Origin of the sequence: Crocosphaera watsonii WH 8501, assembly GCF_000167195.1 — a bacterium.
GTDB classification, from domain to species: Bacteria; Cyanobacteriota; Cyanobacteriia; order Cyanobacteriales; family Microcystaceae; genus Crocosphaera; species Crocosphaera watsonii.
In genome coordinates this window covers 1-24,362 of sequence record NZ_AADV02000042.1, presented here as the reverse complement: position 1 = coordinate 24,362, position 24,362 = coordinate 1, and the positions used below count along the sequence as shown (strand labels likewise).

19 protein-coding genes and 5 pseudogenes are annotated in these 24,362 nt (G+C 37.2%); 6 read left to right on the top strand and 18 right to left on the bottom strand.

Annotation, left to right across the window (positions count from 1 at the left end; translation table 11 throughout):
* Positions 1 to 20 precede the first annotated feature (20 nt).
* The 7 genes and pseudogenes from CWATDRAFT_RS17580 to CWATDRAFT_RS17545 all read right to left on the bottom strand — a co-directional run.
* Positions 21 to 743: pseudogene (locus CWATDRAFT_RS17580) on the bottom strand (IS1634-like element ISCwa1 family transposase); the annotation flags it as partial.
* A gap of 79 nt (positions 744 to 822) precedes the next feature.
* Positions 823 to 1,515, bottom strand: a complete 693-nt coding sequence (locus CWATDRAFT_RS38650) for a hypothetical protein (RefSeq protein WP_007306295.1) — start codon at positions 1,513 to 1,515, stop codon at positions 823 to 825.
* A 405-nt stretch (positions 1,516 to 1,920) separates the two neighbouring features.
* Positions 1,921 to 2,265 carry a hypothetical protein gene (locus CWATDRAFT_RS17570; protein ID WP_007306294.1) on the bottom strand — a complete coding sequence of 115 codons (345 nt, stop codon included), beginning with the start codon at positions 2,263 to 2,265 and terminating at the stop codon, positions 1,921 to 1,923.
* A gap of 381 nt (positions 2,266 to 2,646) precedes the next feature.
* Complete coding sequence (locus tag CWATDRAFT_RS17560; protein ID WP_007306294.1) at positions 2,647 to 2,991, bottom strand: hypothetical protein; 345 nt, start codon at positions 2,989 to 2,991, stop codon at positions 2,647 to 2,649.
* A 429-nt stretch (positions 2,992 to 3,420) separates the two neighbouring features.
* Complete coding sequence (locus CWATDRAFT_RS17550) at positions 3,421 to 3,729, bottom strand: hypothetical protein (RefSeq protein WP_007306293.1); 309 nt, start codon at positions 3,727 to 3,729, stop codon at positions 3,421 to 3,423.
* Positions 3,730 to 4,132: 403 nt separating this feature from the next.
* Positions 4,133 to 4,267: pseudogene (locus tag CWATDRAFT_RS33995) on the bottom strand (HU family DNA-binding protein); the annotation flags it as partial.
* A 112-nt stretch (positions 4,268 to 4,379) separates the two neighbouring features.
* A complete protein-coding gene (locus CWATDRAFT_RS17545) occupies positions 4,380 to 5,777 on the bottom strand; it encodes a reverse transcriptase N-terminal domain-containing protein (RefSeq protein WP_231599289.1) in 1,398 nt (465 codons plus the stop codon).
* A gap of 38 nt (positions 5,778 to 5,815) precedes the next feature.
* Between CWATDRAFT_RS17545 and CWATDRAFT_RS38640 the strand changes: the two genes are divergently transcribed.
* Complete coding sequence (locus tag CWATDRAFT_RS38640) at positions 5,816 to 5,962, top strand: hypothetical protein (protein ID WP_007311493.1); 147 nt, start codon at positions 5,816 to 5,818, stop codon at positions 5,960 to 5,962.
* A gap of 462 nt (positions 5,963 to 6,424) precedes the next feature.
* On the opposite strand, the gene CWATDRAFT_RS33990 is transcribed toward CWATDRAFT_RS38640, so the two are convergent.
* From CWATDRAFT_RS33990 to CWATDRAFT_RS17505, 6 genes and pseudogenes are all read right to left on the bottom strand, one after another.
* Entirely contained in the window at positions 6,425 to 6,607 is a 183-nt protein-coding gene (locus CWATDRAFT_RS33990; RefSeq protein ID WP_268742337.1) for an HU family DNA-binding protein, read from the bottom strand.
* A gap of 260 nt (positions 6,608 to 6,867) precedes the next feature.
* Positions 6,868 to 7,689, bottom strand: coding sequence for a Quaternary ammonium compound-resistance protein (locus CWATDRAFT_RS17530; RefSeq protein WP_021835051.1), 822 nt, complete (start codon positions 7,687 to 7,689; stop codon positions 6,868 to 6,870).
* A gap of 706 nt (positions 7,690 to 8,395) precedes the next feature.
* Positions 8,396 to 8,770, bottom strand: a complete 375-nt coding sequence (locus tag CWATDRAFT_RS17525) for a hypothetical protein (protein ID WP_007306289.1) — start codon at positions 8,768 to 8,770, stop codon at positions 8,396 to 8,398.
* Between the two features lie 403 nt (positions 8,771 to 9,173).
* Positions 9,174 to 10,701 (bottom strand): annotated as a pseudogene (locus CWATDRAFT_RS33985) (IS5 family transposase).
* A gap of 155 nt (positions 10,702 to 10,856) precedes the next feature.
* Positions 10,857 to 12,212 carry an acetyl-CoA carboxylase biotin carboxylase subunit gene (gene accC / locus CWATDRAFT_RS17510; protein WP_021830167.1) on the bottom strand — a complete coding sequence of 452 codons (1,356 nt, stop codon included), beginning with the start codon at positions 12,210 to 12,212 and terminating at the stop codon, positions 10,857 to 10,859.
* Between the two features lie 209 nt (positions 12,213 to 12,421).
* Complete coding sequence (locus CWATDRAFT_RS17505; RefSeq protein WP_007306285.1) at positions 12,422 to 13,192, bottom strand: MBL fold metallo-hydrolase; 771 nt, start codon at positions 13,190 to 13,192, stop codon at positions 12,422 to 12,424.
* Between the two features lie 187 nt (positions 13,193 to 13,379).
* Between CWATDRAFT_RS17505 and CWATDRAFT_RS17500 the strand changes: the two genes are divergently transcribed.
* Positions 13,380 to 13,988, top strand: coding sequence for a DUF1788 domain-containing protein (locus tag CWATDRAFT_RS17500; RefSeq protein WP_007306284.1), 609 nt, complete (start codon positions 13,380 to 13,382; stop codon positions 13,986 to 13,988).
* A gap of 13 nt (positions 13,989 to 14,001) precedes the next feature.
* Positions 14,002 to 15,969, top strand: a complete 1,968-nt coding sequence (gene brxC / locus CWATDRAFT_RS17495) for a BREX system P-loop protein BrxC (RefSeq protein WP_007306283.1) — start codon at positions 14,002 to 14,004, stop codon at positions 15,967 to 15,969.
* A 53-nt stretch (positions 15,970 to 16,022) separates the two neighbouring features.
* Here the strand turns inward: brxC and CWATDRAFT_RS33980 are convergent.
* Together CWATDRAFT_RS33980 and CWATDRAFT_RS17480 are read right to left on the bottom strand one after the other, a co-directional pair.
* Positions 16,023 to 17,548 (bottom strand): IS5-like element ISCwa2 family transposase gene (locus CWATDRAFT_RS33980; RefSeq protein ID WP_412093232.1). Its coding sequence is split into 2 segments (ribosomal slippage): positions 16,023 to 16,813 and positions 16,813 to 17,548, totalling 1,527 coding nucleotides; the frame shifts between segments, so codons are not numbered across the junction.
* 125 nt (positions 17,549 to 17,673) lie between these two features.
* Positions 17,674 to 18,639: a hypothetical protein gene (locus tag CWATDRAFT_RS17480; RefSeq protein WP_042711756.1), complete on the bottom strand. Its 966-nt coding sequence runs from the start codon at positions 18,637 to 18,639 to the stop codon at positions 17,674 to 17,676.
* Positions 18,640 to 18,792: 153 nt separating this feature from the next.
* Here CWATDRAFT_RS17480 and CWATDRAFT_RS38635 point away from each other — a divergent pair, with 153 nt between their 5' ends.
* Positions 18,793 to 19,752, top strand: coding sequence for a peptidoglycan-binding protein (locus CWATDRAFT_RS38635; RefSeq protein WP_007306279.1), 960 nt, complete (start codon positions 18,793 to 18,795; stop codon positions 19,750 to 19,752).
* A gap of 27 nt (positions 19,753 to 19,779) precedes the next feature.
* Here CWATDRAFT_RS38635 and CWATDRAFT_RS17470 read toward each other — a convergent pair whose 3' ends face one another.
* A complete protein-coding gene (locus CWATDRAFT_RS17470; RefSeq protein ID WP_007306278.1) occupies positions 19,780 to 21,306 on the bottom strand; it encodes an IS5-like element ISCwa2 family transposase in 1,527 nt (508 codons plus the stop codon).
* A gap of 135 nt (positions 21,307 to 21,441) precedes the next feature.
* On the opposite strand from CWATDRAFT_RS17470, the pseudogene CWATDRAFT_RS33975 reads away from it, so the two are divergent.
* A pseudogene (locus CWATDRAFT_RS33975) lies at positions 21,442 to 21,852 on the top strand (ABC transporter permease); the annotation flags it as partial.
* Positions 21,853 to 21,897: 45 nt separating this feature from the next.
* On the opposite strand, the gene CWATDRAFT_RS40015 reads toward CWATDRAFT_RS33975, so the two are convergent.
* Together CWATDRAFT_RS40015 and CWATDRAFT_RS17455 are read right to left on the bottom strand one after the other, a co-directional pair.
* A complete protein-coding gene (locus tag CWATDRAFT_RS40015; protein ID WP_007306276.1) occupies positions 21,898 to 22,692 on the bottom strand; it encodes a PEP-CTERM sorting domain-containing protein in 795 nt (264 codons plus the stop codon).
* 256 nt (positions 22,693 to 22,948) lie between these two features.
* Positions 22,949 to 23,383 carry a hypothetical protein gene (locus CWATDRAFT_RS17455; RefSeq protein ID WP_007306275.1) on the bottom strand — a complete coding sequence of 145 codons (435 nt, stop codon included), beginning with the start codon at positions 23,381 to 23,383 and terminating at the stop codon, positions 22,949 to 22,951.
* Positions 23,384 to 23,756: 373 nt separating this feature from the next.
* On the opposite strand from CWATDRAFT_RS17455, the pseudogene CWATDRAFT_RS17450 reads away from it, so the two are divergent.
* Positions 23,757 to 24,362 (top strand): annotated as a pseudogene (locus CWATDRAFT_RS17450) (IS1380-like element ISCwa5 family transposase); the annotation flags it as partial.

Genomic DNA, 24,362 nt, shown 5'->3' with positions numbered 1-24,362 from the left:
GATCAGTGGACTCTATTTTAATGTTGGATTAGTTGGAGATTTTCTTGACCATATAAAGCACTATCACAAACCATGATACTATCAAACTTTATTTGCTTTTTGAATTCTACTAAAACTTTTCCAAATACAGCTTTATCAGATTCATTTCCATCTCCTACTCTCACAAATAATGGAATATCTCCATCTTGGCTTGTTATTAAATCCAAGACACATTGTTTTAAGTCTGGTCTATGATCCCGAGAATATCCTTTCTTAATAAAAATTGGTCTTTCTTTAATAATTTTTTCTTCTTCCTGTTTCTCTTTATCTTCTTCCCTTTTATATTCTCCATCTAAATGAAATGATGTGGAATCTAAATGGGAGTATTTAAGGTCTATTTTAAATTTTTTAATTACTTCTAAAACTACTTCAATAAAAATATCATTTAGTCCATATTTATATAATTCATCCATTACTCTCCCAATTTTATCATCATTAAGGTAATCAGGTTTAATTCTTTCTCCTAACAATTTCTCAATGGCTTTATCTTGAAAAAACTGACTGAATAAATATAGAGGTCTTGAAACAAATCCTAGTCCATTGATTAAAATAGACTTAACTACTGTACCTGCTGAGATTTTTTCTCTAACATCTATTCCTAATTTATTATTAATTATTTTGACTATTCCTATTTCATCAATTAAACCAGCTACTATCCCTAAATGGTCTAAATTTTTAACTTGTATTTCTTCTAAATAAGACATTTTTCGCTCTTTTTTTACAGAGGAAACAACTTAAGCAATTATCCCACTTTTTTGTCTTCAAGAGCTTAAGCAATTATACTTAATTATTAACCCCAGGCTTGTAGTATTTAATGCTACTTTTTGAAGTGCGGAATCTGGGTTCAAAGTTTCCTGCGACTCGCAGATTACCACCATCTAATTCTGTCACCCCTTGGGATTGGGCAAAACCAGCTGTAAAGTATAGTGTGCCACTTTCTATGGAAATTTCACCTTGGTTACTGAGGGTTATTTCTAATGTACTTGTCCCTATACCTGCGGACTTTCTTAGTAGGCCGGCATTTTCCATCACCATAACTGTACAACTACGGTAATCGAGGAAAAGATCCCCTGCAATGTCTAATTCTGCATTTTGGCGATTAAACCAACTACCATTTGTGAAGGTGCGAATGGTTCCACTTGTCCAGGTTGCCAGTCCTTGGTTATCAATAATAGAGTTATTAATATCTTTAGTTGTGCCATTAAGAATAAGACTTTCTGATGCTGTAATATCCGTATCACGTAATGTTCCTCCTTGCCAGACTAAATCAGTAACTGCCAAAGGTTCAATAGCTTCAAAAGTTCCTCCTGAGATAGTTAAGTTGGCAAAGTCTTGGTCATAATTGACATTAACTGTACCTCCAGCACTTACAAGTTGCTCGACGGTTATATTATTATTGATATTAAGAGTTCCACCATTGGTGCGTAAAATTCCCCCAATGTTTACTTCTCCATTGAGATTTGTTGTTCCTCCCACAACGGTTACATCACCATAACCATTGATGCGAGAAGAATTTTCAAAGTTGTGATTTCCTGTTACTTGTAGTCTGGCATTCTCCGCTATGGTAAAGTCTCCTGTATGGTTACTATTTCCTGTTATATAGAATATTCCTTCATCAATATTTATTAAACCATTATTATTGACTGTTGCTTCTAAGGTTGCTGTCCCTGTATCTGTTTTATTTATTGTTCCTTGGTTGTCAAAGATTAAGACAGGATTGAAGTTATCTATGAAGCGCGCTCCAATAATATTAAATGTTCCTGTGTTTGTCCATTGGGATTGATTTGTATAAATCTGTATTGTGCCACTATCCCAATTTGTTACCCCTTGGGTTTCTATGTCTATTCCTGTTAGTCCTTTGGTGGTATTTGTTAGATTAAATTAATCGGTTATTGTTAGTTTTCCTCTTCCACTTATAATTCCTCCTGTCCAATCTAAATCGGTTATTGTTGTTTCTTCTTTACTGTTAAATGTTCCTCCTGAAATTGCTACGTCTGTGAAATCTTCAATGACGTTTATATTCGTTGTGCCACTGGTTTGAGTCAGAATATCACTATTTACTTCTGCATTAATATTGAGGGTTCCACCACTGGTAATTAGTTGGTTACTGGTAATGGATTGATTAACATTCAGTGTGCCACCACTTACTGTTATATCACCTCCAATGTCCAAGTTCCCATCGAGATTTGTTGTATTTCCTACTACTCGGAAATCTCCCACACCCATTATATTAGATGTTGCATCAAAGTTGTGATTTCCTGTTACTTGTAGTCTGGCATTCTCCGCTATGGTAAAGTCTCCTGTATGGTTACTATTTCCTGTTATATATAAGATTCCTGATTCTACATTTATTAAACCATTATTATTGACTGTTGCTTCTAAGGTTGCTGTCCCTGTATCTGTTTTATTTATTGTTCCTTGGTTGTCAAAGATTAAGACAGGATTGAAGTTATCTATGAAGCGCGCTCCAATAATATTAAATGTCCCTGTATTTGTCCATTGGGATTGATTTGTATAAATCTGTATTGTGCCACTATCCCAATTTGTTACCCCTTGGGTTTCTATGTCTATTCCTGTTAGTCCTTTGGTGGTATTTGTTAGATTAAATTAATCGGTTATTGTTAGTTTTCCTCTTCCACTTATAATTCCTCCTGTCCAATCTAAATCGGTTATTGTTGTTTCTTCTTTACTGTTAAATGTTCCTCCTGAAATTGCTACGTCTGTGAAATCTTCAATGACGTTTATATTCGTTGTGCCACTGGTTTGAGTCAGAATATCACTATTTACTTCTGCATTAATATTGAGGGTTCCACCACTGGTAATTAGTTGGTTACTGGTAATGGATTGATTAACATTCAGTGTGCCACCACTTACTGTTATATCACCTCCAATGTCCAAGTTCCCATCGAGATTTGTTGTATTTCCTACTACTCGGAAATCTCCCACACCCATTATATTAGATGTTGCATCAAAGTTGTGATTTCCTGTTACTTGTAGTCTGGCATTCTCCGCTATGGTAAAGTCTCCTGTATGGTTACTACTTCCTGTTATATATAAGATTCCTGATTCTACATTTATTAAACCATTATTATTGATTGTTGCTTCTAAGGTTGCTGTCCCTGTATCTGTTTTATTTATTGTTCCTTGGTTGTCAAAGATTAAGACAGGATTGAAGTTATCTATGAAGCGCGCTCCAATAATATTAAATGTCCCTGTATTTGTCCATTGGGATTGACTGCCGTAAATCCTAATTGTGCCACTATCCCAATTGGTTTCTCCTTGAGTAATAATGGTTTGACCTGTGATATCTTTTGTGGTGTTGGATAAGTTGAAATCTCCCTGAATAGTAGTTGTTCCACCTCCTGTTAAAATTCCTCCATTCTAGTTAAAATCTGTGACGATAAGATTGCTTCGTTGAGTCAAAGTTCCCGCAGTCAAGTCAAAAAGCAACAGCGAACTATTTGAGCCATTTAAGACCAAATTTCCACCACTCAAGACAACTTTATCTGTGGCAATTAGGTTATTAATTTCTGTTGTACCTGAGCGATGAGTCGCTATAATTTCACTTTCTGCAATGTCTATCAAAACATCATCTTGAGAACTTGTTGCCCCTGGTTTTAGGTTATCCTGCCAATTAGAAGCTAAGTCCCAAAACCCATCATTGTTTTCGGTCCAAATAAAATTAGACATTATAAGTATTTTGTATTTTATATAAGTGGTTCGACAAATTTAAAGTTATCTGTCAAAGAAGGGAATAGGGAACAGGGAACAGGCAACAAGTAAGAGTTAGAGCCTACTACTTACTTAGCTGTTAATTAAAAATAGGAATCAAAGGGGCGAATAAAAAAATTGAAATAAAACTTTAAAAACAGTCATAGTTTTCACTGAAACAGTCTAAGGGAAAAAGTATCAATAGTCAAGATTAACTAAGAACTATATTCAACAGAATAATGAAGTAAAGATAGGAAAATCCAAGTATAGGTAAAAAAACTCAAATATTTTGAGATCCTCATCCGCCTTTCAGAGTGGGTGAGGATCTCAAAAAGAATTCCCCAATCTTGTTAAATTGGGGAATTTGAAAGTTAAAGTTGGGCTATAAGGACTCAGCAACCTTTTCTTTAAAGAGTTTTCCGGCCGAGAATGCGGGAACAGTGGTTGCAGGAATAGTCATGGGGACTCCTGTTTGAGGATTCATCCCTTTGCGTTCCTTTCTGTCTCTGGGTTGTTTGGGTCGAAATGATAGTCACCTATCACCCCTCCCTTTCCGAACCGTGCGTGCAATTTTCATTGCACACGGCTCTCGGTAACCAGTCCCTTGTCATGGGTACAATCTCCTAAACTTAGGCAAGATCAACATATTTTTTTCGTCCCACTTGACGATGAGTAACTAAGTAATATCCCTCTTTTGTTTGGAAAGTCTTCGAAGCATTAACACCGTCTCGGAAATAAAGTGACATTTCTGTCTTTCCGGTGCCTCCAGTTCTGGTTTTTATCCATGCTCTGAGTTTGCTTGCTATCATCTGATCTAGTTTGGAGAAAACCCCATAACTAGACACTCTGCTATAGTAATCGCTCCATTGTTGAATAATTGGGTTTAATTGCCGTATCAATTCCCTTTGGGGAGCGTGTTTGTAGTTATTAACTACTTTAACTATCTCTTGATAGTGAGCTTGAATTGATTTCTGACTGGGTTTAATCAGGGTTTGATACGGTAAACATTCTCCCAAGCCATTTTTGGGGCTGTGGTGTTTTCCTCTCGGATACTGTCTGATGTTAAACCCGATAAAGTCAAATCCTGCTTTTTCTTGCTTGCCATCAATTTCAAGATCATACAGAGTATTAGAGATTCTGGTGGTCTCTGATGACAGTCGAAACCCTTTCTTTTTAAGCCATTGGCGAATCAATGTTTGACACTTGACAATGACTTCTTTTTTCTGATGCAAGATAACGAAATTATCCATATATCTGATCAGAATAGGTGGCTCACTTTCTTGTTTGCTTCCCCCAAAAGTAAGATAATCATAACCAGAAGAGATCGCCTCTTTGCTCATTCCCTCTAAGGCAATATTAACCAAGAAAGGGGATAAACCATCGTCAATAATTCCTGCTTTTAACCATAGTTTAATGGTTTTGGGACAATCTAGTTGAGATACTAGGTAACCCTGGTTAATCTGGTCAAAACAGTTCACAATTTTGCCTTTGAAGACGTATTTGGGACCGGGTGCGACCCCTTGAAACACCTTTTCAATAGCATCATGGCTCGATTGACGGAGACTAAAACCAGAGAATTCTCCTCTAAACCGACCTTCCCAATAGGGTTCTAGGGCTAATTTAAGCAAGGTTTGCATAGCTTTATCTCTCAGAATTTTGATTCTGAAAAAGAATTTCTGATCCCTTGGTGATTTAACCGTGCTTAGGCTGTGATGTGACTTAGTTTTGTCTCTTTTGAGAGTCAGAGAGTTAACCAGTGCCATGAGTTGGTCATTAAAAATAACTTTTTTGTCATGCACCGAACTGTTATTGGTTTGACCATCTTGGAGAGTTTGGCGTAGAGCTAAGAGCTTTGCCGAGTGGGACTTTAAGAGTAGTTGTTGCAGTTTTCGTGCTTTTGCCTTTTGTCCAGATTGGACTGCTCGAAATATTCTTGTTTGTAACTTAAACACTTTCCTCTGGACTTTTGCCCAGTTGATAGTATTCCATGCCTTCTGAGTGTTTAAACTAGCGTTGGCTGTGTTCATTACGACTAAAGACCATTTCTTCTGATTGACCATCTGGTATGTCAGCTTATCTACAACCATTACAGTTGAGCCTTTGCTTCTTACCGATTCCCACCGCCATGATTCATGGGCTTAAGTTTGTTGCTGCTCACCGTTTCGACCAATGGGTGAGAGAAATCATGGGGTTAATTTGTTCCGTTGTTTAGGGTGATCTGGTGTTAGGTTCATTAAGGGCTTGATTCCTCTTACCCTGTCTATCCTCCGAACTACTTTCGGGAATCTCTATAGGTAGCCTTTCGATACTCCTATCTTTCGTTATGTTCATTTTGAACGCAGCATATCAACCAACGTTTGCTACTATTTGGTGACGAAGGTTAAGACGGTTCGCTGTTCGCTAACCATAACCAGTTGACTAGAGGTGTCTCTTTGTTTGGTTCAAAAATTATCCCCGTTTCTCCCCGCTTCAATCCATGAGTTACTAATTCATAAACTGGGGGTGATGTCTTCACTCTTAGGTCAGTTATTTTACTTCCCTTGATTCCGAGTGCCACAACCTGATAGTGGACTAAACAACAGTTATTAGGTTCTAAGTTGTTCACTCATTCCCTAACGATGTACACGCTTCCCTCAAATCCTCTTGTTTATGGGATTTCAGGTCACTTTCTACATCAACAAATCGCACCGAAAGTTCCAAAACCAACTAAAACCACTTTATCTCCAGAGGCAACTGTTTCCATAATGGTCTCTGTGAGTGAATCAAGGATGTGAATCGTTTCTTTTTTGGTAAGACGAGTCTTAGCCGCAATCATGTTGACGAGGTCTTCTTTATTCATTGTTACTTGATAGACAATTCTGACTGAGCATGATTATAGCGGAAGATTAGCCATTAAGTCACTAGAAAAGAGACAAAAGTTAGTGTTTGTTTCACGAGTCCTATCTCTTGACCCCCCACCTATTTCTAGTTCCTAACACATTAAGCTTATTTTTTGGTTGTGGAATATTATCTATAATTATTACTGCTAATATAACTTATATAAAGATTCCTAAAAGATAGCGAACAAGCATAAATACTTAGTATACCTCGGTTCTAGATCAGAAAATCGAATATAGCCTAACGATGTATAAATACCCCAAGCCCGATTAGAATAATACCCCATAGTTTTTGTTCTCTAATATCTTCTTTTAAGATAAGTTTTGCCCCTAACATACTGATAATATAGGTTAAGGCTGTAGCTGGACGAACAAAGCTAATATCAGCCCAACTTAAGACAGATATAAAACTAAAAAAGGCAATTCCTTGGCAAGTAATACCACTGATGATAATCGGATTAGTAATTACTTTTATCACTGTTTTGGTGATTTCTGAGAAGGTTATTTCTTTCGGTTCGCCTATTTTTTTCATCCCCAGTGCTAACAGTAAGTCTCCACTTCCATCACAGACAGAACTAATTATAATGGCTAACCAAGTTTTGGAAATTGCTATACTAAAAGGGAGAAAAAATAGGGGCAAGTTACGAGACTTAATACTGCGGGGGTAATCTTCAGAAAATTGCGATGTTTGACTGTCACTTAAGCCCACAAATAAGACACCACAAGAGATAATCAAGGTACTCAACCAGCGCATTCCGACGATTTGCTCTCCTAAAATTACCCAGGCAAATAATCCATTTAAAACATAGCTAGAGGCGTGAATGGGTAAGACATAGCTAAGGTCTAATTTAGAGATAGCAGTTAGATAGAGACTTAGAGAAACTACCAGTATTGCTAATGCCATTAAAATCCAATAATTTGTTAAAATATAAGTAATGAGGTAGAAAATAATAGTAGGACTAGAAAAATCAAAGCCGACAAAATCCTTCATTCCTCGACTTAGAAGAATATCCCCTAATACCTGAGTTATTGATAAGGATGCTAATAAGAGAAAAGTTTTCACAGTGCTATAATAGTTACTCAATAATTTTAAAGCTAATAGGCATTTCAATAACCCATTGACAAACTAAGAAATAAACCGTAGAATTCTCCCTCCCCGAAGTTAGTTACAATCAGCGATTTATCTGCTTAACAGCTTACTGCCTTGCTCAATTGTCTCTTGTTTATCCATGAGATTTCTATTAATTATTTATTAAAAGGAGGCAGGAGTTGAAAGGCACTCAGCAGGAGGCCGGTATAGATGGGGATTTTAACCCACATCTAACCGGAGACCACCAAATCGAAGATTTTGGTGGGGGACGCGGGACCCGATTGGGCGAGGCACAAAGGCTTTACTTTAACTAAAAATCTTCCCTCCTGCCTCCTGCCCCCTGCCTTTCTCCGAGCCCGAAGGGCTGTTAAACCTCCTGAGCGTGACCGTGACTGTGTTATTGTCATTAGGGAATTGAAGCATAATAGTTGGTTTGTTTTGGGTTACAATAGCTGTATTCTAACAAAATTAAATTTTAAAAACCATTTTTAAGTTATTTGAGCAACAATAATCATTATTAATACTTTTAACTTTTGATTACTTCTGTTACTTAAGTCCAGTTTGTTAGACTGGGCTGAATTATTTTCTGTTCCATGAAAAAACCCGGTCCATAACCGGGCTGCACTAGCTTGTCGATAAAATAAAAAATCACTATCTAACAGATATGGCTACTTGATGCCTATTGGGCCAAATTACAAGTCAAAGGACAAGCAGCATAAACAGAAGTGTGAGAAGGAGTTGCTTCGCCGTGCAGCCATCTCAACCAATGAACATCTTGGGGATGAATTCCTTTAATTGTCAATAATGCTGCTCCCAAGAATACCGTTAATAAATTAACACCAATCAAAGAACCAACCACCAATAAAACAGCACTTACTGGTAAAACTGATTGTAAAACAATTGATGCTAAGGCCCCAAAAGTCGCCATCAAGACAACCAGGGGAAACCCAACTACTAATAAACAAACGATTAAAGTAAAACTCCACACCAAAAAGCTCTTAACTAATGTTAGAGATTCGAGTCTTTCCAATCTAGTCTTTTGCGCAAATTCCATAATTTTCCTCCAGAGCAAACCAGTAATTTTATCTACTTTGTTCGATAACGCTGTCTCAATTAGTATAAATAATTTCACAGGAAAAATGCGCTTTTTGACAAAAAAGTTTACATTACAAGGTTACTGTCTGGATTCAAGATTGCAAAATGTTGCAAATAAGTTTGCTCCCGACCAAATCATCGGGGATCAAGGCTATCGTCATAGAATTGAATGTAATCTTTTGTAATAATCATCAAGATATAGGTAACTTTGACTAATGCTACAACCCGACTTTTCTCTTTTTAATAACCCAATCACTAGCCAAAATTAATATCTTTAAAAAAGAGTAGGACAATTATACTGCAAATTGATCATCAGATTCACAGTCATTAATTAGGGTTTGCTGAAAAAGTTTCTCCAAAATTTATGCCACTTTTGACCAAGAATTTTCTGACAAATCAATAAGTTTTAGTACATAAAAATTGTTTAAAGTATAATCAAAATTAATGAAAGGCGGTTTGATGAGTTCTCCTGTTTTATTATTAGTAAATAAGGACAAAAAAAGCGACAAAAACTGCCTCAGAAGTTTAGAAAGATTGACAACTAAAAATGTAATAGCAATAGATGTAATGGAGGTTTCAGGGAGTTTTGTTATCACGAGATTTAGGCTAAATTTTCGTTTAGCTTGTCCAAACTTTCCCTCAATAGCATTACGGAAGCATTCATCGGAGTGGGCTTGTTTCTTTTCTTCTTCACTGACATTTTTCGGAGGTCTTCCTAACTTCGGACCACTGATTCTTATCCCTCTTTCCTTACACCAATTTCTGTTTTCCCTAGTTCGATAAATTTTATCTACATGGACGGATTCGGAATAATAGCCAAACGTTTTTTTATACTTTTCTACTTGTTCTTTTAAATGACAAGATTCATTGAAGTTTTCCAAACTTATTTTGTCTAGAAACACATAGTTATCTACACAGCTTACTGAGAGTTTAGCTCCAAACTCTATTGGTTTTCCTGCTTTTCCCCTCACTATTGGACGAATATGCGGTTGAGTTAAACTTACAATTCTTTGAGGAACACTCTGGGTCTTATTCTCCCACATTGACTGTTGTTGTTCATAAACTTTTTTGAGTAGTCTCTAGACAATTTTTCTGTCTTTTACTCAGATTTTCCGGGGAAGCCCCAGCTTGAATTAAGTCTTCTATATTTCCTAAATTTTTCTTAAGGTATTTTAACTGTTTCCCGATAGCTTTCTTCTTTCTTGATAAGATACTTTTCGTTTTTTAGCTACTTTTAAGTATTCCTTTCTAGCAATTTTTCTAGAAGGTTCTCGGCTTTTTTCTCAATTTTACTCTTAATGGTTTATAAAGATTATCTATTATTCTTTCTGTCTCAATTCTGGCTTGATTTAATATGCCTAAATCCGTTGGGTATTTGATGTCTGCTGGCGCACAAGTCGCATCTAAAATTAGTTTACCTTTATTTTTTATTTTTTCTCCTTTTTCTTGGAGACAATCCTTTTTTTTTACTTCTTTATCACTCTTGTCTATTTCTCTTTTTACTATTTTTTTATTGATTTTGTTTATCAATTCTCCATCAATTCTTTTCCTAAAATGAACTAGCATTGAAGATTCCAGTGGTGGCTCTTGTTGATAACAATTTAAACCTATAAAGTATTGTAGATAGGGATTTTCTCTAATCTGTTCTATAGTTTCTCTATCACTTGTTCCTAATTTTTCCTTAATAATTAATGTCCCTAATGCCATTCTAAATAGTTTGGCTGGCGCACCTTTTTCCGCTGAAAAAAGTTTAGCATATTCTTCCTCAAAATCATCCCAAGGTATCAACTGTGCCATGATTACCCAACGATTATTGGGGGACAATTTGCCCTCGAAAGGTAATTCAAATTTTTCTGGGGGCGGTAAAGGTTGCTCCTCTTTTCGATACATTTGTTCTTGACCAACAACTGGGAGGTGTTTCTACCAATTATAGCGGTTTGTAGCCGACAAAGCTGATCTTTTTTGCGATCGCGAATATGGGTGTAACCTTTTAAAGAATAGGGTTTTGCTTTTATTCAGCAAACCCTAATTATTAGATTACAGTATCAATAGGACTTAGGCATTAAATGTTCTACCACAAAATTAGTATAAACATCCCCTGCCAAAAAAGCGGGGGTTTCTAATACCCGTTTATGGAAATCAATAGTAGTTGGAACCCCTGTAATAGCACATTCTCTTAATGCCCTTTTCATACGCTTAATAGCAGTATTTCTATCGGGACCCCAAACAATTAATTTACCGATCAAAGAGTCATAGTAAGGGGGAATTTCATAATCTGTATAAACATGAGAATCCATTCTTACTCCTGGACCACCGGGGGGAAGATAACCGCTAATTTTGCCGGGATGGGGGCGAAAATTGAGATCGGGATCTTCAGCATTAATACGACATTCAATGGCATGGCCTTTTAAGACAATTTGCGATTGTTTGAATTGTAATTTTTCCCCTTGGGCGATACGAATTTGTTCCGTAATTAAATCTAATCCCGTAACCATTTCTGTCACTGGATGTTCCACTTGGATACGGGTATTCATTTCCATAAAATAGAATTTACCCTGATTATCCACCAAAAATTCGACGGTTCCGGCACCAACATATTTAATCGACTTAGCCGCTTTAACGGCAGCTTCTCCCATTTTTTTGCGAAGTTGGGGGGTTAAAACAGGACTAGGGGCTTCTTCTAACAACTTTTGGTGACGACGTTGAATAGAACAGTCCCTTTCCCCCAAATGAATCACATTCCCATGACTATCCGCTAATATCTGAAATTCGATGTGACGGGGACGTTCGATAAACTTTTCTAGATAAACCCCGCCATTACCAAAAGCCGCTTCTGCTTCCCCTTGTGCTGCCTGAAAGAGACGAGAAAACTCGCTTTCTTCTCGTACCAGACGCATTCCTCGGCCACCACCTCCGGCTGTTGCCTTAATCATCACCGGATAACCGATGTCACGAGCAACGTTTAAAGCTTCTTCTTCACTCTGTAGGAGTCCCCAACTACCCGGAACCGTAGGAACTCCTGCTTTTTGCATGGTTTTTTTTGCGGTAGATTTGTCCCCCATTGACCGAATAGACTCAGGAGACGGGCCAATAAAGACAATTTGATGATCGGCACATATTTCAGCAAAACGAGCATTTTCCGCTAAAAATCCGTACCCTGGATGAATTGCCGTGGCGTTGCGTGTGAGAGCAGCCGAGATAATGTTAGGAATATTGAGATAACTCTTGCCACTGGCAGGAGGACCAATACAGACACTTTCATCAGCCAATTGAACATGAAGGGCTTGACGATCTATAGTAGAGTGAACCGCAACGGTCCCAATACCCATTTCTTCGCAAGTGTGCAAAATGCGTAAAGCGATCTCCCCGCGATTGGCAATTAGGATTTTGGAAAATTGCATCATTTAATTTGTGCATAAACAGTCCTATTTAGTAGGATATCTGGTTTTGTGCCTCTAAGCATAGTCACAAGGAGTTGAATATGTTGAGACACCGGAGATGGGGAGACTAGGAGATGGGGGGACACCGGAGACACCGGAGACACCGGAGATGGGGGAGCAAAATATTAATATTGCTTCCCACACTTCCCATTTCATCAACTTTTTTGTGATTAATTAACTAATTGAGGACTAAAATCAATCACTTCTCCAGGGTTAGGAGTCATTACCTCCGTTGTCAGGCCATTGTCTTGCAACTGTTGACGAAACTCATCTATAGTTCCTTCTTGTCGCAAAATAGAGGCTAAGACTCCCTTATATTCGGTTTCTTTGGCATCAGCAGTGGGTAGAACAAATTTAGGTTTTAGGGTTTGACACAATTTTAGAGTGGTTTGTTGACCCTGCAAGACAGGGAGAAGGTGTAAAATACTTACTCCTAACACTGGGGTTAAAATGATGTCCACATTCCCTTCTTCGGATAACTCAGCACAATGATTACCGTGGGGTTCGTAGTAGAGTTTTTGCTTTTCTTTTAAATCTGTAATAATATAAGCGTTTTCTACTAATTGCGGACCGATTAATGATCCAGGTAAGGCTTTAATGGCTAAGGTTTCCTCTAAAGTATAGGTTTCCCCGTGAGACAGGGTATGAATATCGGTGTAACCTAACTCCTCAACAACTTTTGCTGCATTAGGAGACGCTACCACAGGAATATTATGGTCAAGTTCTTTTAGGGTAGGAATGTGAGCATGATCGTCTAATCCCTGAGATAAGACAATCAGATCAATGGATTGACCAATATCGTAGTTTTTGGACTTAGTACCCTTAAATAACCATTCTAAATTGCCAAAAACCAAAGATCCCACTAACCAGGGATCGAGGAGTATTTTTTTTCCAGAGATTTCCATTAACCAGGAGTTGTTATCAAGCCAAGTAAGCTGCATAAAGATTCTATTTATTAAACTGAAGACGTTATTATTTAAGTATATCTATTTTTTGGGGTTGGCGATGAGAAATTTTTGAGACCATTGTTACCTTCTGGACATTGAGTGGGAATACTAAGGAAAAATTCCAACCTAAATTATTACCACTCACATTAAATGACTTCAAAATCAATATATAGTAACTTAAATGTCTTCTCTAGAAACTAAACCATTAAGCGAAAGATTTGAACATTTATTATCGGTTATTTCGGGGCAGAAATTTCTTCAAAATCAGGGAATTGGCAATGAAGTTCCCTTTTTTATCTGCTCCTATGAACCTAAAGAAAGTATTGATATGGAACTGATTAAAAAGCAATTGATCAAGCAATTGCATCAGAAGGGAGTTCATGTACTAGAAATTAACCTCTATGATCTAGCTATTGAATTGCTCCAAGAACGGGATATATTTCAACAAATTCTTGAGATAGAATCTTCGGTATCTAAAGAGGAATTAAAAGAACTTTTACAAAATGTCTTGGATTCTGAGGAGCATCTAATTCCTGCTATTTCTAAAAAGCTTCAAGACAGTGACTTCAATATTCTCTTCTTATCAGGAGTGGGTGAAGTTTTTCCTTATATTCGCTCTCATAATGTTATCAATAATCTACAAAGTACAGCCAAGGATAAACCAACTGCGATGTTTTTTACAGGAGAATATACCCATTCTTTGGAGTCGGGAGCTTCCCTCGATTTATTTGGACTTTTACAGGATGACAAATATTATCGAGCATTCAACATTTACGAATACAAAGTTTAAGGAAAATTTTATTATGAAGTTAAAAACTATTTTTAATAAGCAAGTAAATCGTCCCATTGAAGGGGTAATTAAAGCTGATGCTAATGATGAGGTTAGTCTTAGTATTGAACTTGAAGAGTATGTCCTCACCAATGAAGTTGAAAAACGATTAGAGGATTTTTTAGAAGCTTACAACAATTATACAGGGGTCAACGGAGTCTGGATATCTGGTTTTTTTGGTTCTGGTAAATCCCATCTTCTGAAAATGTTGGCATTATTGTTAGAAAATCGTTATGTGAAAACTGTACCAGTTATTGAGAGTTTTTTACCTAAATGTCAGGATAACAAAATTCTCCAGGGGAATCTCAAAAAAGCCATTACCATTCCTGCTCAAAGTATTCTCTTTAATATTGATCAAAAAGCGGATGTTACCAGTAAAACAGAATTTGATGCTTTATTATCGGTGTTTTTTAAAGTCTTTAATGAAGCTTGTGGTTATTATGGGAAACAAGGCTATATTGCTCAGTTTGAAAAAGATTTAGATAGTCGAGAAGTCTATGGTGACTTCAAAATAGCCTATGAAAAGGGTTCTGGAAAACCTTGGCAAAGAGGACGGGAACAGGTTCTTTTAGAGAAGAAAAATATTGCCGTTGCTTATGCTGAAATCACAGGAGAAACAGTAGAAGATTCAAAAGGAATTTTAGATCAGTATCGTCAGGATTATAACTTGTCTATTGAAGGTTTTGCTAAAGAAGTTAAGGCTTTTATTAATAAACAATCTCCTAATTTTAGGCTTAATTTTTTTGTAGATGAAGTGGGACAATACATTGCAGAAAATGTCAAACTAATGACCAATCTGCAAACCATTGCTGAAAGTTTAGCGACTAAATGTCAAGGTCGTGCTTGGGTGATTGTTACGGCACAAGAAGATATGGAAAAGGTATTAGGAGAAATGGGAAATCATCAAACTAAGGATTTTTCCAAAATTCAAGACCGTTTTGCTAATCGCATGAAGTTAACCAGCCGTGATGTGGCAGAAGTTATACAAAAACGTTTGTTGATGAAAAATGAGGAGGGTATTAAACTCCTTGCAGAAATTTATGAGCGACAAAAGCACAATTTTTCCACTCTGTTTAAATTTACGGATGGTTCTCATCAATATCGTAATTTTCAGGATAAAGACCATTTTGTTCACTGTTATCCTTTTATTCCTTATCAGTTTACCCTGTTTCAGTCTGCTATTCGTGGACTGTCCCAACATAATGCCTTTGAAGGAAAACATAGTTCAGTGGGGGAACGTTCAATGTTAGGGGTTTTTCAAGAGGTTGCTATCTCTATTGAAGAACAGCAAATTGGTCGTTTGGCTACCTTTGATTTAATGTTCCAAGGTATTCGTTCAACCTTAAAATCTAATATTCAAAGTGCTATTATTCTAGCAGAAGATAATCTGACTAATCAGTTTGCTGTTCGTCTTCTAAAAGCGTTATTTTTGGTTAAATATGTAGAAGGTTTTAAGGCTAATTTACCTAATCTATCTATTCTCATGTTAGAGGAATTTGAACAAGATATTTCAGAGTTAAGAAATCAAGTTCAAGAAGCTTTAAGCTTATTAGAACAGCAAACCTATATTCAGCGAACAGGTGAGTTATACGAATATTTAACGGATGAGGAAAAAGATATTGAGCAGGAAATTAAAAATACAGAAGTTGAAGTAAGTAAGGTTTTAGAAGGTTTAAATACTTTAATCTTTGATGAGATTATTAAAACTTCAAAAATTCGTAATAGGGAGGGAAGACAAGATTATCCCTACTCTCGTAAAATTGATGGGACACTTTATAGACGGGAACATGAGTTAAGTATTCAGGTTATTACACCTTTTTCTGGGCAACATGACCAAGAAAAAGCGTTACAGATGGAGAATATGGGACGGGATGAGTTATTAATTATTCTTCCTTCTGATGTAATTGCTCACCGCAATAAAGAATCTGTCTTGACAACATAAAGGTAAAATCGGGGATTTTTATGTAGGGTTTGCTGAAAAAGTTTCTCCAAAATTTATGCCACTTTTGACCAAGAATTTTCTGACAAATCAATAAGTTTTAGTACATAAAAATTGTTTAAAGCATAATCAAAATTAATGAAAGGCGGTTTGATGAGTTCCCCTGTTCTATTATTAGTAAATAAGGACAAAAAAAGCGACAAAAACTGCCTCAGAAGTTTAGAAAGATTGACAACAAAAAATGTAATAGCAATAGATGTAATGGAGGTTTCAGGTAGTTTTGTTATCACGAGATTTAGGCTAAATCTTCGTTTAGCTTGTCCAAACTTTCCCTCAATAGCATTACGGAAGCATTCATCGGAGTGGGCTTGTTTCTTTTCTTCTTCACTGACATTTTTCGGAGGTCTTCCTAACTTCGGACCACTGATTCTTATCCCTCTTTCCTTACACCAATTTCTGTTTTCCCTAGTTCGATAAATTTTATCTACATGGACGGATTCGGGATAATAGCCAAACGTTTCTTTATACTTTTCTACTTGTTCTTTTAAATGACAAGATTCATTGAAGTTTTCCCAACTTATTTTGTCTAGAAACACATAGTTATCTACACAGCTTACTGAGAGTTTAGCTCCAAACTCTATTGGTTTTCCTGCTTTTCCCCTCACTATTGGACGAATATGCGGTTGAGTTAAACTTACAATTCTTTGAGGAACACTCTGGGTCTTATTCTCCCACATTGACTGTTGTTGTTCATAAACTTTTTTGATAGTCTCTAGACAATTTTTCTGTCTTTTACTCAGATTTTCCTGGGAAGCCCCAGCTTGAATTAAGTCTTCTATATTTCCTCAATTTTCTTAAGGTATTTTAACTGTTTCCCGATAGCTTTTCTTCTTTCTTGATAAGATACTTTTCGTTTTTTAGCTACTTTTAAGTATTCCTTTCTAGCAATTTTTCTAGAAGTTCTCGGCTTTTTTCTCAATTTTACTCTTAATGGTTTATAAAGATTATCTATTATTCTTTCTGTCTCAATTCTGGCTTGATTTAATATGCCTAAATCTGTTGGGTATTTGATGTCTGCTGGCGCACAAGTCGCATCTAAAATTAGTTTACCTTTATTTTTTATTTTTTCTCTTTTTTCTTGGAGACAATCCTTTTTTTTTACTTCTTTATCACTCTTGTCTATTTCTCTTTTTACTATTTTTTTATTGATTTTGTTTATCAATTCTCCATCAATTCTTTTCCTAAAATGAACTAGCATTGAAGATTCCAGTGGTGGCTCTTGTTGATAACAATTTAAACCTATAAAGTATTGTAGATAGGGATTTTCTCTAATCTTTTCTATAGTTTCTCTATCACTTGTTCCTAATTTTTCCTTAATAATTAATGTCCCTAATGCCATTCTAAATAGTTTGGCTGGCGCACCTTTTTCTGCTGAAAAAAGTTTAGCATATTCTTCCTCAAAATCATCCCAAGGTATCAACTCTGCCATGATTACCCAACGATTATTGGGGGACAATTTGCCCTCGAAAGGTAATTCAAATTTTTCTGGGGGCGGTAAAGGTTGCTCCTCTTTTCGATACATTTGTTCTTGACCAACAACTGGGAGGTGTTTCTACCAATTATAGCGGTTTGTAGCCGACAAAGCTGATCTTTTTTGCGATCGCGAATATGGGTGTAACCTTTTAAAGAATAGGGTTTTGCTTTTATTCAGCAAACCCTAGTTAGCTCTCGGGCAATGGTTGCCAACAACAAAGGTTTTTCATAGTCAGGATGATCAATTCTGACTACATCCAATACTGTATCAGCAACATCCTCAAAGTGTAGCTGTTGCCATCGTCTCAAACGGAGTTCTCCTTTAAGGTGCATGGCTGTAATATCCTCATCTGGGGGGATTTCTGGACTGTCCCATCCTGGATGAAGAATCTCCCCATGTTTTCTGGGGCGACCTGGCCCTGGTTGGGATGGACGTGGAGGTGGAGCACAGCGCAGTTTACTATTTATGCGTAAGCGTCCTAACAAAGCATCTTTGTCGCTGGCCGCAGCAAACTGTTGGCGGGTGGCAATTCCCGCATCTACTACCAATAAACGATGATTCTTAGACTTAGGTAAATCCTTGAATAGTTCTGCTACTGCGGCTTCACAACTGTCTCCAAATCTTACTCGACTCACTAGCCCCACTCGCACCCCAGAAATAAAGACTACAGTTGTAACTGCTGCAATGATGTTGGCTTTTATTGCTTTACCTGCCCGATGGTGGAAGCCTTTGCCTAACAAATCCATTCCAGGTCTAGCCCACCACCGAGCAATAGTGGAACTATCAATAGCTAGCACTTCTCGCTGTTTTTCCCCCAACGCCACTGGTTCCACTGGCAAATTGCTCAGACACCAACTAACGGCACGATCAAAGAGCAAGTCCAGAGGGACTTTTCCCCGCTCCATTGCCCGCTCTACCCGATGCCATCCCCATTTTATGTGGAAGACCAGAGGCAACACAGCCCTAGCTAGACTCCCCTTCGATTGTACCAAGCGACCACTCATCATCACTACTAAAACGATCCCGATACAATAAGCGGTTCCCTTTGGTAGTATCTTGATGAGATAATTGACAGCCTCTGCTGTCAGCTTGAGAGGTTCCGTTGTCGGTTTAGGAGAGGTTTCTGTTGATTGGCTCATGCCATCAGTATCTCAGATTTGCACTACTGGTACCTAGCGATCGCCCCTCAAAATGGTAAAACACGAGTTAAGATTGTATTAATTGATGTGAAAATTGATTTAGTGATGTAATATATTGATACTATAGCTTGTTTTTTTTTGAGGTTTTTTGTTATGAGAAAAGTAAATATATTCGCTTCTTCTGTGATTATTTTAATCACTATGTCTTTTGATGTAGCTATAGCTCATCGTGGACGCACAAATTCGCAAGGATGTCATAATCATAGAAGGACAAATACATACCATTGTCATGGTGGTTCCTCTGGTAGTGGTTCCTCTGGGAGTGGTTCTTCACGTGGTTCCTCTGGTAGTTCTTCACGTGGTTCCTCTGGTAGTGGTTCCTCTGGTAGTGGTTCTTCACGTGGTTCCTCTGGTAGACCTTTAACAATTGCAAATTTAGAATCCTGTAACGTATCTTTAAAATTAGGTGATACAGGTGAAGCTGTGGGACAAGTTCAAAAGTATTTAGCAAAATTGAATTATCTTCCAAGTAATTCTCCAGATGGCATTTTTGGTTCCCAAACAAATGCAGCAGTTTTAAAATATCAAAAAGATAAAAATTTAACTATTGATGGCGTAGTAGGGTGTGGTACTTTTTCTAGTCTAAAAAAAGATGTTAGTAATCTTCAACTCTCAAACCTTCCTACTTGTAACGTCAAACCAGGGTCAGTTTATGATGGGGATACTTTACGGGTCTTCTGTAATGGTCAAGAACTAAAAATAAGATTCGCTTGTATTGACGCACCGGAAACCAAGCAAGTAGGGGGAATAGAAGCCCGTGACCATTTGCGATCGCTTCTCTCAAACTCCAATAACCAAGTTAAGGTTAATGCTATTACCACTGATAGATACGATCGCACCGTTGCTGAGTTATTTTTTCTTAGGGGAAATGATTGGCAGCTAGTACAAGAATATCAAGCTAGAGATGGTATGGTGTGGGGTTATGACCGGTACAAAAGTGACTGTCCTTCATGGGAGGCGATCGCCACAGCACAACAAAAAGCACAGGCAGCTAACAGGGGACTATGGGCTGGTAATCCTACACCACCGTGGGAATGGCGAAGAAGTAATTAGGGTTTGCTGAAAAAGTTTCTCCAAAATTTATGCCACTTTTGACCAAGAATTTTCTGACAAATCAATAAGTTTTAGTACATAAAAATTGTTTAAAGTATAATCAAAATTAATGAAAGGCGGTTTGATGAGTTCCCTTGTTCTATTATTAGTAAATAAGGACAAAAAAAGCGACAAAAACTGCCTCAGAAGTTTAGAAAGATTGACAACTAAAAATGTAATAGCAATAGATGTAATGGAGGTTTCAGGGAGTTTTGTCATCACGAGATTTAGGCTAAATCTTCGTTTAGCTTGTCCAAACTTTCCCTCAATAGCATTACGGAAGCATTCATCGGAGTGGGCTTGTTTCTTTTCTTCTTCACTGACATTTTTCGGAGGTCTTCCTAACTTCGGACCACTGATTCTTATCCCTCTTTCCTTACACCAATTTCTGTTTTCCCTAGTTCGATAAATTTTATCTACATGGACGGATTCGGGATAATAGCCAAACGTTTCTTTATACTTTTCTACTTGTTCTTTTAAATGACAAGATTCATTGAAGTTTTCCCAACTTATTTTGTCTAGAAACACATAGTTATCTACACAGCTTACTGAGAGTTTAGCTCCAAACTCTATTGGTTTTCCTGCTTTTCCCCTCACTATTGGACGAATATGCCGTTGAGTTAAACTTACAATTCTTTGAGGAACACTCTGGGTCTTATTCTCCCACATTGACTGTTGTTGTTCATAAACTTTTTTGATAGTCTCTAGACAATTTTTCTGTCTTTTACTCAGATTTTCCAGGGAAGCCCCAGCTTGAATTAAGTCTTCTATATTTCCTAAATTTTTCTTAAGGTATTTTAACTGTTTCCCGATAGCTTTTCTTCTTTCTTGATAAGATACTTTTCGTTTTTTAGCTACTTTTAAGTATTCCTTTCTAGCAATTTTTCTAGAAGTTCTCGGCTTTTTTCTCAATTTTACTCTTAATGGTTTATAAAGATTATCTATTATTCTTTCTGTCTCAATTCTGGCTTGATTTAATATGCCTAAATCCGTTGGGTATTTGATGTCTGCTGGCGCACAAGTCGCATCTAAAATTAGTTTACCTTTATTTTTTATTTTTTCTCCTTTTTCTTGGAGACAATCCTTTTTTTTTACTTCTTTATCACTCTTGTCTATTTCTCTTTTTACTATTTTTTTATTGATTTTGTTTATCAATTCTCCATCAATTCTTTTCCTAAAATGAACTAGCATTGAAGATTCCAGTGGTGGCTCTTGTTGATAACAATTTAAACCTATAAAGTATTGTAGATAGGGATTTTCTCTAATCTGTTCTATAGTTTCTCTATCACTTGTTCCTAATTTTTCCTTAATAATTAATGTCCCTAATGCCATTCTAAATAGTTTGGCTGGCGCACCTTTTTCTGCTGAAAAAAGTTTAGCATATTCTTCCTCAAAATCATCCCAAGGTATCAACTCTGCCATGATTACCCAACGATTATTGGGGGACAATTTGCCCTCGAAAGGTAATTCAAATTTTTCTGGAGGCGGTAAAGGTTGCTCCTCTTTTCGATACATTTGTTCTTGACCAACAACTGGGAGGTGTTTCTACCAATTATAGCGGTTTGTAGCCGACAAAGCTGATCTTTTTTGCGATCGCGAATATGGGTGTAACCTTTTAAAGAATAGGGTTTTGCTTTTATTCAGCAAACCCTAATTAGTGGGACACTTGTTGCTTTAATTTATGCTTATCTAGTACGATTTTTACCCGTTGCTTTTAGCTCAGTTGAATCTAGTTTAGGTAAAATTCGGCCTAGTTTAGACGATGCTGCTAGAAGTTTAGGAGAAACCCCTAGCAAAATTTTAGTCAAAATTCATGCCCCTTTAATGACAGGGGGAATACTAACAGGAATTATGTTAGTTTTTGTGGATGTTATGAAAGAATTACCAGCTACTTTAGTGATTCGTCCCTTTAACTTTGATACCCTAGCTATTAGGGTATATCAATATGCTTCCGATGAACGCTTATCCGAGGCGGCAGCCCCTGCTTTAGCCATCGTTTTAGTGGGTATGATTCCTGTTATTTTTCTTAGTTGGCAAATTACTCAATCACGACGCAGATAATTGAAAATAGCCTTAAAATTAATTTCAAGGCTACTTTCAATATATTTATTTTTTCTTAGCTTTAGCTAATTTGCGTTTGAAACTTGCTCCAAAAGCGATCGCACTACCAGCACCCAGAATAGTTAAAGGTTCAGGTACAGCTTGAAACTCCGTGAAAACAACTCCTGAAATAGCACCGCTACCATCGAATTCTATACTAAAGTTTGCAACTTGCTTATCTGAGGGAATCGTAAAGAAAGTAAGATCGTTCTCTCCTAAGTTTGTGATCTCTTGTGTATATGATGTGCCATCGAGAAAATTAACGACAATCTCTCCTTCAGCATCATCAATAAGTCCGATTTGCCCAATCTTAACAGAAGTAAGAAGGGCTCGATTGAAGTCGAAGGTAATAGTTCCTCCACCACCGTCATCATCTGGTTCTCCATTACCAGGGTTTTCCTCAAGTATTAAAACATTACCTTGAGGGGGTGTATTATAGGTAATACTACCGTAACTTCCATCCCCCGTTGCTAAGTCAGGATCACCATCACTTGACGAAGAATTACAAGGAACTGTAAAACCGTCGTTTGATGTACCACCTTGTGGTAAACAGTTTGATTGAAACAATCCCAAGGGCGCACTGACATTGGTGCTGATGTCAATCCCGATACTGCTCCACAAACTACCAATATCAGTTCGATCATTAGCACCATGAGTATCAAGTGCTATGGCATCTAAAGCGTTACCTGAAGCATCTGTCTCGAAGTCTAAATTAAATCCAGCAGCTTGTGCAAGCTGTGATGTTCCCATGATTCCCAATGCACTGGCCACCCCTACCACAATGTTCAGTGTTTTCTTCATTAAGTTGTTCCTCAGTATGATTACTTAGTTATCCCTTATATTGTATTCCGCTAATTTCCCTTACCGTGTAAACGCAATGTATAACTTCGTGTCAATGCAATGCACAATATACAGTGACATCCTCCCACCCACGCCGCTAAGCTTTGTGCGGGGGAGGATGTCACTCCCCAATGTCATTCCGAGGTACGAGGAATCTCTCCTGAACTTATGGTGATAAGCAAAACTTATGATTCGTAGGATGGGTTAGGGGCAGGGATTATTTTGCGGGAAGAAAAGGAGAGTCCCCTGCCTTATCAGGGTGGAGATGCTGGAGCATAAAATCAACGGTGCTTTGGTTTAGCCATCCTTTGAGTACAGCTAAAGCTCCTATTCTCATCCACATTCTTCCTTGTCCCTGCTCTGCTAAAATGGCATCGAGTTGATGATCGTCGATTAAGCCCGCTTCTCTTAAATAATAGCCTAGAGATTGGGGTGTCCCCTGCTCAGCTTGTTCGATAACTTTCTCCCATTCCTCAGCAAAAAAATCCGCAGTTTGTTGTTGAACCCAACCCTTCTGGGCTAAAATCTCACCTAAACGCCGTTGAGGCTCCTTTTTTTGTTCCTCTAGCGCAGTCTCAAGCTGATATGGACTGATTAGTTTGGCCTCTTGTAAAATACTTCCTAAACGTTTTTTTGTTTGAGCTTTAGCCATCAAACTTTCTCCCTGCCACTAATATTACTTCTTTGGCCTATTATTCCCAAATTTGTTTGGTTAGTTTCACTTAGGAGAAATTTTTTTGAAAAAACTAAACACTACAACCCGAATTTCTCACAAAATCTGCGATCGCCAAACACAGAAGCCTTACAGGAAGTGGGTTTGAACAGAGCGATCGCAGATTTCCCCAACCAACAGTCTGTTGTCAGATTTTAAGTTAAAATCAACCCGAATTAGACAAAGATGAAAAGATAAATCAATCACTCATTTTTCCAAAAAAATTATTAATAAGATCTCTAATAGTACTAGATTGTTAGAATAAAATATGCTATAATTTAATTATTAAAGCAATTTACCTTAAACTGATTTAATGAGTCCCAGTCATCCCCGAAACCCTCGTCAAGTAATCAACTTTAGTAAACAGAAAGGAAAAGAAATAATCGCTAATTTTGATGGGGGACTAATCACTTCAGATGCGGGGATTGTCTGGATAGCTGAGTTGGATAAAAAACTGGGAATTACGGAGAAGTTTGGTAACTGTTTTCAAGATCATCGTCATCAATCTTATGTAGATCATTCCGTTCATGAGTTATTAGCACAAAGGCTTTATGGAATTATTTTAGGCTATGAAGATGTCAATGATCATGATAAATTACGTCACGATCCTGCCCTTAAGATCGCTTTAGAAAAGCTTAATGAACTTGAAGATAAAAAGGGATGGTTAGCTGGAAAAAGTACAATTAATAGATTGGAATATTGTCCTGAGACTATTCTCGACCAAAAAACGAGTCGTTATCATAAAATAGAACCCAACTTTGAAGCCATTGAAAAATCTTTTGTCGAATTTTTTTTAGAGTCTTATAAAAAACCTCCCTTAAGTATTATATTAGATATGGATGTCACGGATGACCAAGTACATGGTAATCAAGAAGGGGCATTTTTTAATAGTTATTATCACGGAGTATGTTATGCTCCT

What these genes read in the sequence shown, in the direction of transcription:
- CWATDRAFT_RS17570 (WP_007306294.1), bottom strand. Translation starts at nt 2,265, where the DNA reads ATGGGTGTGGGAGATTTCCGAGTAGTAGGAAATACAACAAATCTCGAT.
- CWATDRAFT_RS17560 (WP_007306294.1), bottom strand. Translation starts at nt 2,991, where the DNA reads ATGGGTGTGGGAGATTTCCGAGTAGTAGGAAATACAACAAATCTCGAT.
- CWATDRAFT_RS17550 (WP_007306293.1), bottom strand. Translation starts at nt 3,729, where the DNA reads ATGTCTAATTTTATTTGGACCGAAAACAATGATGGGTTTTGGGACTTA.
- CWATDRAFT_RS17545 (WP_231599289.1), bottom strand. Translation starts at nt 5,777, where the DNA reads ATGAACACAGCCAACGCTAGTTTAAACACTCAGAAGGCATGGAATACT.
- CWATDRAFT_RS38640 (WP_007311493.1), top strand. Translation starts at nt 5,816, where the DNA reads ATGTCAGCTTATCTACAACCATTACAGTTGAGCCTTTGCTTCTTACCG.
- CWATDRAFT_RS17525 (WP_007306289.1), bottom strand. Translation starts at nt 8,770, where the DNA reads ATGGAATTTGCGCAAAAGACTAGATTGGAAAGACTCGAATCTCTAACA.
- accC (WP_021830167.1), bottom strand. Translation starts at nt 12,212, where the DNA reads ATGCAATTTTCCAAAATCCTAATTGCCAATCGCGGGGAGATCGCTTTA.
- CWATDRAFT_RS17505 (WP_007306285.1), bottom strand. Translation starts at nt 13,192, where the DNA reads ATGCAGCTTACTTGGCTTGATAACAACTCCTGGTTAATGGAAATCTCT.
- CWATDRAFT_RS17500 (WP_007306284.1), top strand. Translation starts at nt 13,380, where the DNA reads ATGTCTTCTCTAGAAACTAAACCATTAAGCGAAAGATTTGAACATTTA.
- brxC (WP_007306283.1), top strand. Translation starts at nt 14,002, where the DNA reads ATGAAGTTAAAAACTATTTTTAATAAGCAAGTAAATCGTCCCATTGAA.
- CWATDRAFT_RS17480 (WP_042711756.1), bottom strand. Translation starts at nt 18,639, where the DNA reads ATGAGCCAATCAACAGAAACCTCTCCTAAACCGACAACGGAACCTCTC.
- CWATDRAFT_RS38635 (WP_007306279.1), top strand. Translation starts at nt 18,793, where the DNA reads ATGAGAAAAGTAAATATATTCGCTTCTTCTGTGATTATTTTAATCACT.
- CWATDRAFT_RS17470 (WP_007306278.1), bottom strand. Translation starts at nt 21,306, where the DNA reads ATGTATCGAAAAGAGGAGCAACCTTTACCGCCTCCAGAAAAATTTGAA.
- CWATDRAFT_RS40015 (WP_007306276.1), bottom strand. Translation starts at nt 22,692, where the DNA reads ATGAAGAAAACACTGAACATTGTGGTAGGGGTGGCCAGTGCATTGGGA.
- CWATDRAFT_RS17455 (WP_007306275.1), bottom strand. Translation starts at nt 23,383, where the DNA reads ATGGCTAAAGCTCAAACAAAAAAACGTTTAGGAAGTATTTTACAAGAG.